Source organism: Levilactobacillus koreensis JCM 16448, assembly GCF_001435525.1.
Taxonomy (GTDB): domain Bacteria; phylum Bacillota; class Bacilli; order Lactobacillales; family Lactobacillaceae; genus Levilactobacillus; species Levilactobacillus koreensis.
The window spans coordinates 31,263-40,388 of the sequence record NZ_AZDP01000077.1 but is presented as its reverse complement, the minus strand read 5'-3'; the positions used below and the strand labels follow the sequence as shown (position 1 = coordinate 40,388).

Annotated in this window: 12 protein-coding genes; all 12 read right to left on the bottom strand. The window is 50.8% G+C overall.

Annotated elements, in window-relative coordinates; all coding sequences use genetic code 11:
- Positions 1-92: 92 nt before the first annotated feature.
- Positions 93-290 carry a hypothetical protein gene (locus FC99_RS06815; RefSeq protein ID WP_048731899.1) on the bottom strand — a complete coding sequence of 66 codons (198 nt, stop codon included), beginning with the start codon at positions 288-290 and terminating at the stop codon, positions 93-95.
- A gap of 82 nt (positions 291-372) precedes the next feature.
- Complete coding sequence (locus tag FC99_RS06810; RefSeq protein WP_048731901.1) at positions 373-1,182, bottom strand: Cof-type HAD-IIB family hydrolase; 810 nt, start codon at positions 1,180-1,182, stop codon at positions 373-375.
- Positions 1,183-1,915: 733 nt separating this feature from the next.
- Entirely contained in the window at positions 1,916-2,104 is a 189-nt protein-coding gene (gene rpmF / locus FC99_RS06805; protein ID WP_048731903.1) for a 50S ribosomal protein L32, read from the bottom strand.
- Between the two features lie 66 nt (positions 2,105-2,170).
- Positions 2,171-2,722: a DUF177 domain-containing protein gene (locus tag FC99_RS06800; protein ID WP_048731906.1), complete on the bottom strand. Its 552-nt coding sequence runs from the start codon at positions 2,720-2,722 to the stop codon at positions 2,171-2,173.
- A gap of 73 nt (positions 2,723-2,795) precedes the next feature.
- Positions 2,796-3,944 carry a nucleotidyltransferase gene (locus FC99_RS06795; protein WP_048731908.1) on the bottom strand — a complete coding sequence of 383 codons (1,149 nt, stop codon included), beginning with the start codon at positions 3,942-3,944 and terminating at the stop codon, positions 2,796-2,798.
- A gap of 2 nt (positions 3,945-3,946) precedes the next feature.
- The gene (locus FC99_RS06790) at positions 3,947-4,693 is read right to left on the bottom strand and encodes a class I SAM-dependent DNA methyltransferase (RefSeq protein ID WP_048731910.1); all 747 of its coding nucleotides are present in this window, start codon (positions 4,691-4,693) and stop codon (positions 3,947-3,949) included.
- Positions 4,690-5,046 (bottom strand): ribosome silencing factor, encoded by a 357-nt coding sequence (gene rsfS / locus FC99_RS06785; RefSeq protein WP_048731912.1) that lies wholly within the window; start codon positions 5,044-5,046, stop codon positions 4,690-4,692. The genes FC99_RS06790 and rsfS overlap by 4 nt, the downstream gene beginning before the upstream one ends.
- A 13-nt stretch (positions 5,047-5,059) precedes the next feature.
- Entirely contained in the window at positions 5,060-5,668 is a 609-nt protein-coding gene (yqeK, locus tag FC99_RS06780; protein WP_420324071.1) for a bis(5'-nucleosyl)-tetraphosphatase (symmetrical) YqeK, read from the bottom strand.
- Positions 5,658-6,290 (bottom strand): nicotinate-nucleotide adenylyltransferase, encoded by a 633-nt coding sequence (locus FC99_RS06775; RefSeq protein ID WP_048731915.1) that lies wholly within the window; start codon positions 6,288-6,290, stop codon positions 5,658-5,660. The genes yqeK and FC99_RS06775 overlap by 11 nt, the downstream gene beginning before the upstream one ends.
- Positions 6,291-6,305: 15 nt before the next feature.
- The gene (locus FC99_RS06770) at positions 6,306-6,614 is read right to left on the bottom strand and encodes a YhbY family RNA-binding protein (protein WP_082153161.1); all 309 of its coding nucleotides are present in this window, start codon (positions 6,612-6,614) and stop codon (positions 6,306-6,308) included.
- 17 nt (positions 6,615-6,631) lie between these two features.
- A complete protein-coding gene (yqeH, locus tag FC99_RS06765) occupies positions 6,632-7,774 on the bottom strand; it encodes a ribosome biogenesis GTPase YqeH (protein WP_048731917.1) in 1,143 nt (380 codons plus the stop codon).
- Positions 7,755-8,297 (bottom strand): YqeG family HAD IIIA-type phosphatase, encoded by a 543-nt coding sequence (locus FC99_RS06760; protein WP_048731919.1) that lies wholly within the window; start codon positions 8,295-8,297, stop codon positions 7,755-7,757. Before FC99_RS06760 ends, yqeH begins: the two co-directional genes overlap by 20 nt.
- Positions 8,298-9,126 lie beyond the last annotated feature (829 nt).

Here is a 9,126-nt window from a genome sequence, read left to right as displayed (position 1 = left end):
CGGTCCACAGCGGACTTTCACCGCCTAGTTAGCGCCCATGCCGGGCGCACACAAAATAGGACTGCAACCTTCGTCACAGCCCTGATTTCACTTTATTTAAATGATTGCCGTTGACCGGTATCGCTGACCTTGAAATGTGTCGTCAGCATCAGTCGTTGGGAATCTGCCCGCACAGCCAGCCGCGAGTCAGACACCGCCATCGGTCTCGTCTGACTGTTCACGTCAATGAGTCCCCAACCATCACCTAAGATGGCAAACATCGCTACAGCAGCTAATAAAACGTGTTTCACACCTATCACCGCCCTTACACCGAGCAGTATACCTAGCTCATGTGAGACATGTCCATACAAGCCTCACGTTAGCGCGTTAGCCTTACAAAAGCCGTTCCGTGATCGTCTTCAGCACGCCATCGTGGTCATTGTCGAGCGCCGTTATGTGCGTCGCTGCGGCCTGGATCTCGGGTTTAGCATTGCACATCGCCAAACCCTCACCGGCAAATTGTAGCAATGGCACATCATTCGCACCATCACCAAAGGCCATGATCTCATCGGCATTCACATTAAACCGTTGTGCTAACCACTGAACGCCCTGCAACTTACCCACGTTGCCCGCGACCACGTCCGCAACACCATAGCCGCTATCATGTGCCCGTAAGTCACCGGCAAAGTCGGCATTCATCCGCGTGACCAATTGATGAGCCTGGTCTGGCGTTGTGGAAACGCTAATTTTTTTGATCCGGTCCGTCACGGTACTAAGATCAGTGACTTGTTGTAAATTATCATAAAATTTCTCAGCGGCGTCGATCAAGACCTGTGGTGCACCAGTCTGCGTGTAAGATCCCTGCTGACCGACCAGAATTAGATAGGACTCACGCAGGTAGTCGCGTTGCCAATCGACCGTCACAAAACGGTGAACCTGCTCTGGCGTCAAGCTCCCGTCAAAGACTTGTTGACCCTTTAAATAGATGGACGCACCATTTTCCGCAATGACCGCTAAGTTGTCCGCCATGACCGGCGCAAATAGCTGTTGCAGATGCGCATACTGATTCCCAGACGACAAGACCAAGGTTATCCCCTTGGCCGCCAAGCGACACAACGTGGTCTTTAATAATGCCTGATTATAGCTCTGGTCTCCGTGCAGCAACGTCCCGTTCAGGTCAGTTGCAATTAATTTGATTGCCACGTTCTCACTCCTCAATTTGTCTTCGTACGCTACATTATACGCGAAAAAGGGGAAAGTCCCCAAGTGAAATTTTACTAAAAAGGCTGTTTTTCATCATAACTAAATGAGACTAAAACTAGGCAACCTGGTGGGCCCTTCGCCTTACCGGCCGGCAGATATGGGCTGGAGCGGTGCGAACACAACTTGAAGCCTCGAAAGAACCGAGTCTACAAGGTTGGTTTTCTGCTAAGCCGGCAAGAAACGCCGACCAAGCAGAACGACGCGCCTGAGCCCATATCTGCCGACCTCTCGGCTTACACAGGGTTCTTAGGTAACGAGGATACTGACTGTAATAATCGTTATAGATTGGACCGGAAGCGCTAAGCCTCCATGTCTTCCGACTGCTGTCGTTGTAAAGCACAGTCAGAGCCGGAGGAGGACAGGGATGCAGCCAGCCGTGGAGGTGGTGTTAGCTAGCGGTTCATCAGCCAGCTTACAGCACGGGCGACTTTGAAGACATGGTTTCTTCATGGCTTCAAAGCGAGCGAGAAGACTGGTGATTTTCCAGTCTGAAGCGTCCCCACAGCAGGCGAAATTCCTGTCAGCCGGAGTGCGGCAAATTGGCACTAATTTAGTGGCGCGAATGCTTAGCAATACTGGGGCGAGACAGGTATTTCATCTTTCAACCTTTAGAGCGTAACAAAAAAGCCCCCAGAAGCCGCGGACTTCATGGGAGCTTTTGAACTAAATTGAATTAGTTGTTTGCGTTCTTAACCGCAACGACCTGACGGCCATCGTAGAAACCACAACTTGGGCAAACCATGTGTGACTTACGTAATTCACCACAGTTAGGGCAAGCAGTTAAATTAGGCATCGTTAACTTAATGTGACCACGACGCATAGCCTTTTTCGTCTTAGACGTTTTCCGCTTAGGTACAGCCAAAGAAAACACCTCCTTCAAATAAATTATATCCACTAGTGAAAAAATTTTTAAGGCTTACAAAGAAGATTATTGATCATCCTGATCAGGGAAGAAATCTTTTAGCTTTGCAAGACGTGGATCAACTGATTGATTTTCCTTCTCCACCTTAGCAAGATCAGCCTCAGCAACGACTTCCCAGTCATCACCGGTTGGCATTTCAGCACCCTGTTGTTCAGCTTTCGAAAGAATGTGCATCGGAATCTGTAAAATAATGTTATCCCCGATGGCCTTCTCAATATCGATCTGGTCATCCTTAACCACCATCACAACGTCGGTCTTTTCGTACCGTTGTGTTGCGGCGGGGTCGGAAACATAAAATTCCGTCATTTTGAAATCTACGGGTAAGTCTACCGGCTCAAGCGAGCGGCTAGACGGGACAGTTAAGTCCGCAGTTACCTGTGCATCAACGACAACGTCGCCCGCCACCACGGAAACAATTCCCTTAGCGTGGACGGGGCTTAAATCCAAAACATCATCGCCATAGCGTTCCATCAAGTCCGCTTTTAAATCCAGCGTTTCATCGAACGTTAGCGGATCATTCCGGTGATTCTTGCGGAGCTCGGTCAACGACCATTTCATCGCAATCCCTCCAATGCAACGTGATAAATTATACCTGTCAAAAAATGTGATGTCAAGGTAATTTCCTTGATAGTCACTCTGAAATCGTTTTTTTCACCGGGATTCGGCCATAATCTTGGTCTTCACCCGTAATTAAGGTGCGCAGTGCGCCCAACCGATCATCAAACTCACCAGGACCCTTTTGCCAATCCCGGTCCGCCCGACTGATCAGCGGCAGGTTCACCTGTTTTTTGATCTGATGAAGATACGCTTGACCCGCCGCAGAATATCCCAGTATTCGTAAATACTGCGGCTGTGGCTGCATCTCTAGCGGCTTGGCCTGTAGCAACAGGTAGGCCGACTGGCGTTGTAACCGCGTATAGGTGTAGCGCTTAGTCTTGACGGCGTGCATAAACGTCGCAAAACTTTCACTTGTCAGCGCCGCCCTCTTCAAGCGATACTCAACGCCCTCAGTAATCTGATACATTTGCCGCAAATCAGCCACGTCACCACTGACTAGCTGATAGCGTAACAGCGGCCAAAAATCTTCCCAGCTCGTCAATTGCGCCGTCTGTAGCAGGTCTAAGGTCGTTGTTGGAACGACCGGCATAAGAGCCGGCCACTCCCCATTTAACGCCGCAGAGCGGATCGCAGTGGCACTTGCAAAGGCCGTTGCCGTCTCAATCGTGGTGTCATTGTGCTGACTCCCTTTTCTTGGCAGCGGTAGCAACGTCAACGGGTCTCCCTGCCGCCGATTCGCCAGCGCATAGAAGAATCCCAGAATATCATTGGCCGCATTTAGGGTAATCCCCGTTTGCTCCCGCAGATACCCCTGGAAGAGCGAGGCATACGTCTGGTCAAAGCGTTTGAACGTCGCCGGATCAGTCGGTAAATGGGCCATCAGCTGCTCGTAATCCATCTCTGGGTGTTCGGTCCCGAATACCAACCAACGGCACTGGAGCGCTGCTAAGAGGCTCACACCACCGGCAGCAAATAAATGAGCCGGCTGTAAAGCCGCCGCACCGGGCAACTCCACGACCAGATCAACGCCACCGGCCAATGCCGCCTGCGTCCGCTGCCACTTATCCATTAGCGCCGGCTCGCCACGTTGGACCCAGTTACCACTCATGGCCGCCACGACCACATCCGCCCCCGTTTGCACGCGGGCTTGCTCGATCTGATAGCGGTGTCCATTGTGAAATGGATTATACTCCGCAATGATTCCCACTGCCTGTAACGTCATGCCTAAGCCTCCCGCGTAACCTCGAAGAACCAGCGCGTCGTATCATCCGCCACATCACTATTCCCAAAGTCAGCGCTGACCCGGTTCACCGTCAACCCAGCCTGCTTTAAGGCCGCCTGGTAGTCAGCTAATGGATACGTCCGCTCATGGTGGAGCTCCGTCACTTTGCGATATTCACCAGTCTCTTCATTCAACGTGAAGAAGGCCAAATCATGTTCGGCCGCGTGCTCTTCGTCTTCGATGCCGTAGCTGGTCCAGACGAAGGCCCGGGTATCATCGACGTAATTATACATGTAACCGGGGTAAACATCATCCGTCTGGTGTGGCGTGATCACGTCAAATAGGAACTTGCCACCCACATTCAGGTGATCACGGACCTGCGTAAAGGCCTGGGTCACTTCGTCGAGGTCGGTCAAATAACAGAATGAGTCAGCGAAACAGGTCACCGTTTGGTACGTGCTCTCTAACCCACTCAAATCCAACATGTTCCCGGCAACTAATGGCATGGTCACCTGGTCTTCTTCAGCGTGCTTCGCGGCTAACGCGAGCATGTCTTCGGACAGATCCAGACCACTCACGTCGTAGCCAGCCTTGGCTAACAGGACGCCTAGGCGACCACTCCCACACGCAAGGTCGAGGAGTGGACCGCTGGTTGGGGCGACCCTAGCGGCGACAAAATCCAGCCATTGATCGTACATGGCTGGATCGAATAACTCGTCGTAAAGCTCAGCAAAGGATTGATAGATCATGCTTCAACCCATTGGCCCAGATCAACTTCTGGGGCGTCAGACCACAACTTTTCTAAGTTGTAGTGGCTCCGTTGGTCCTTTTGGAAGACGTGAACGACCACATCACCCAGGTCAATTAAAATCCAAGTGGCTTCATTCTTACCTTCAACGTCGCGAATGGCAACGTCGTTAGCGGCCATTTGGTCAGTGATTTCGTCCGCAATGGCTTGGACTTGACGGTTAGAGTTGGCCTCCATAATTAGGAAGTAATCTGCCATCAGACTCACCTTAGACATATCTAAAGCGGTCATTTCTTCTGCCCGCTTACTCTCAGCGGCTTTAACTGCGATTTCTAAAATTTCTTTGCTTTCCATGCAAGTGCTCCTCTCAAACGTTGGGATAACGCGGTACCCACGCATTGTAGGTATCAATAGTTTTCGGATAAACCTTTTGGTTATTTTCAATTAGGTAGGCTAACGTGTGCTTCGTTTGAAACGCCACGCCGGCACCCAGATCTTCGGCGGTAATCTTACGGGCCTCATCGACATCGGGAAAGTCACGGCCCGGTTCAATGTAATCGGCCATGTACACAATCTGTTCAAGGGGGGACATGTAGACCGCACCGGTCGTATGGTGCCGAATCGCATTCAAAATATCTTCATCGTAAATGCCTAATTCGTGCTTGACCAGTTCGGCGCCAACCACCCCGTGCCAAATCGCGTTACCGTAATTTAACAGTTCCGGATCCAGATGATACTGCTTAATGGCCGCAATAAAATCTTCGTCCGGTCGTTGCTTGGCATAGTCGTGCGTTAGTCCCGCAATGCTGGCCTTCTCCTCGTCCACGTTGTTAGCCTGCGCCAACTTCACAGCCGTCTGTTCCACCCGTTGAACGTGGGCGAAACGTTTCGGCCGCAAATGTTGCTCAATGCGGTCGAGTAGGTCCTGCCGCGTTCCGGCAAAAATGTTTTCTGTATACGTTCGTTTAGTCACGATATAACAGATGCTCCTTTATATAGAGGTCGACCATGGTTGGCACCAGATAGCGCACGGATTGGCCGCGCCGCACCTGATCCCTAACCATTGTCGAGCTGATCCCGATTTGGGGCACATCGACCCACAGCACAGGATACGGCGATTCACGCGTAAAACCTTGGCGACAGACGCCCACAAACTGAACCAATTTGACTAGTTCATCAATGCGGTACCATTTTGGCAAATAAGCCACCATGTCTCCGCCAATAATAAAGTAGTACTGGTTCTCCGGATGGGCCTGCGTCAATTGTAGCATGGTGTCGTAAGAATAACTGCGACCGCCACGCGCAACTTCCGTTAGCTCTAAATCAAAGCGCGGATTGTCCGCAATGGCCGCCTTGACCATCGCCACGCGATCCTTGGCCGGAATCGTTATCTTCCGGTCAACGTGTGGTGGCTCAGCGTCAGGCATAAATAAAACGCGATCTAAACCAAGCTGTGTTGCCACTTGGTCCGCAATCACCAGGTGTCCTAAATGGGGCGGATTAAACGTTCCTCCCAGAATACCGATGCGACGTTTCTTCGCCGTAGCCGCCATCTCTGTAGCGACCTGCGTGCTCGTTCGTTCTAAAATCTTGACCACGACAGTCAACCCTCCCTACATATTTTCAACGACTGCTGAAATCTTTTGATTTTCTTCATCCGTTGCGACCCGGTACAAGACGAGTACCCGACCGATCGTTTGGACAACCTGAATGTCAGTGTTGTCTTCGATGAATGCCTTGGTTTCGTCAACGGAAACGTCCGCACTCTGTTGGAGATTGATCTTAATTAATTCGCGATTCTCTAACGCACCGGTCAATTGATCCAACCAAGCCTGCGTTAGACCGTTCTTCCCCACGGAAAAAAGTGGATGCATGACGTGTGCATGTGCGCGTAAATACCGTTTTTGTTTGCCTCGTAACAAGTTTTATTCCTCCATTATTAAATCATTGCTCGTCGTAGTAAAACACCAACACCGGCGGGTGCCCAGCCGGTCACATTGACCCCGGCAGGCAAACTGATCCAGCCCAGTCCTTCAAAGACCAAGTCACTCTTCTCGGTGGTCTTGAATTCGTGTGCCACTAACGGTGGGAAATCATCCTTATCGTCAGCGTGTGGTGGTGTGAGTAACTGGCCTAATTGCCGAGTATAAAAATCATCGGCATTTTCTAACTTTGTGCGGTGAATGTACAGGTTATTTTCGAAGTACGCCGTAAAGCCACTCTTCGGACCATTCGTGTAGTCAAACCGGGCGATGCCACCTAAGAAGAGCGTCTGTTGACTCTCTAACTGGTAAACCTTAGGCTTGATCTGCTTTTGTGGCGTCACAAGCTTCAGGTCCTTCCCGTCTAGGAAATGGGCCATTTGTTCATTTTGGATGATCCCTGGCGTATCGACCAACACGTGGTCATCATCCAGTGGCAATTCAATCTTATCCAAGGTGGTCCCTGGGAACCGTGACGTGGTGATCAAGTCCTTGACCCCGGTGTTTTGCCGGATGATCTGGTTGATCAGCGTCGACTTCCCAACGTTAGTGACCCCAACCACGTAAACGTCACGGTCGCCACGATACTTATTGATCATTTGCAATAACTGATCGACGGACTGGTTGGTTTTGGCACTCAACAAGGTCACATCGATTGGCCGTAACCCTTGTTCGTTGGCCCGTTGCCGTAACCAGTCTTGTAACTTGCTGCGCTTCAAAGAACGCGGTAAGAGGTCTTCCTTGTTCCCCACCAGTAAGATTGGGTTGTTCCCCACAAACCGGTGAAGCCCCGGAATCACACTTCCGTTGAAATCAAAGATGTCCACGACGTATACGATCAATGCATTGGCATCTTGAATCTGCGTCAATAAGTGTAAGAAATCATCATCGGTTAGCCCCACGGGAACAATTTCATTGTAGTGCCGCAATCTGAAGCACCGTTGGCAATACACTTCTTGATTCTCCATGCCTTTATCTAATGCCGACTGCGGCGTGTACCCGGGAGCCGTTTTATCCGTCGTTTGAATCTCCGCGCCACAACCAATGCAATGGAGCGGCTCACCGTCAACTAAAACGGGTTCAGTGTGTTTTTCGTTCATTAAGATCCTCCTGCCAAGTTAATTCTGGATAATTGTGGCGCAACCGCCACATCACAACTTTTTCCAACACGCGATTGCCCTTGGTAATCCACGCATCTGATTTTAAAATAGGTTTGACCAATACGCTACGAACGCCTGTATGATGCGCAGACCACACGTCCGTCAGCAATTGATCACCGACCATGATGACTTCATCACGGCGCAGGTGCCACCGTCGCAAAGCGCGTCTCAATCCCCACGATAACGGCTTCAATGCGCGGTGAATGTACGGGAGGTTAAACGGCGCAACCGCGCGATCAACTCGTGCCCGGCTGTTATTCGACACGACAATGACCCGAATGCCGGCCAATTCGAGCAACGTCAACCAATGCCGTAACTCGGGTGTCCCATCCGGATTATTCCACGCAATCAACGTATTATCGAGGTCCGTCAAGACTGCCCGCACCCCGTTTTCACGCAGTTGCTTCGGTGTCAAATCGTATATGTTCGTAACCATCCACGTGGGCTTAAATTGAGAAACCATGCGGGTGACTGCCCCCCTTCGTCCATTTGCCAATAACGGCATGTCTAGCTTTTTATTATACGCAATCCCAGTCAATTTTACCACCATCAACGGCTGAGATTCACTAAGTTTACCCTTGCTGTTATTCAGTGCAGGTTGGTTAAACTTTACCGCACTGCGGCTGCCAGGGATTCCACCTGCTGTGGGGACGCTTCAGCCTGGAAGAACACCAGTCTTCTCGCTCGCTTTGAAGCCACGAAGACCCCGCGTCTCCAAAGTCGCCCATATTGTGAGCTAGCCTGTGGCCAGCTCACAATATTACCACGGCTGGCTGCATCCCTGTCCTCCTCCGGCTCTGATTGGATTTTGTCACGACAACGGTCGGAAATTGTAGAGACTTAGCGCTTTCGGTCAAATCAATAATGCTTGTTACAGTCATTACCCTCGTTGTCTCAGCACACTGTATAAGCCGAGAGGCCGGCAGATATGGGCTCAGGCGCGTCGTTCTACTTAGTTGGCGATTTGTGCCAGCTTAGTAGAAAACCAAGCTTGGAGACTCGTGACCTTCGAGGCTTCAAGTTGTGTTCGCACCGTTCCAGCCCATATCTGCCGGCCGGTAAGGCGAAGGAACCACCAGATTGCCTATTTTTAGTCTCACTGTTGGTGCTAGAACAGGTGTGACTGGCATTTTAGAACTTTCAACCTTCAGTTATTAAACTCATCGTCCAACATTGCCATAGAACAGTAATTTCAGCCGAGAGGTTGCCGGATATGGGCTCAGGCGCGTCGTTCTACTTAGGTGGCGTTTCCTGCCAGCTTAGTAGAAAACCAATCTTGGAGACTCGTGACC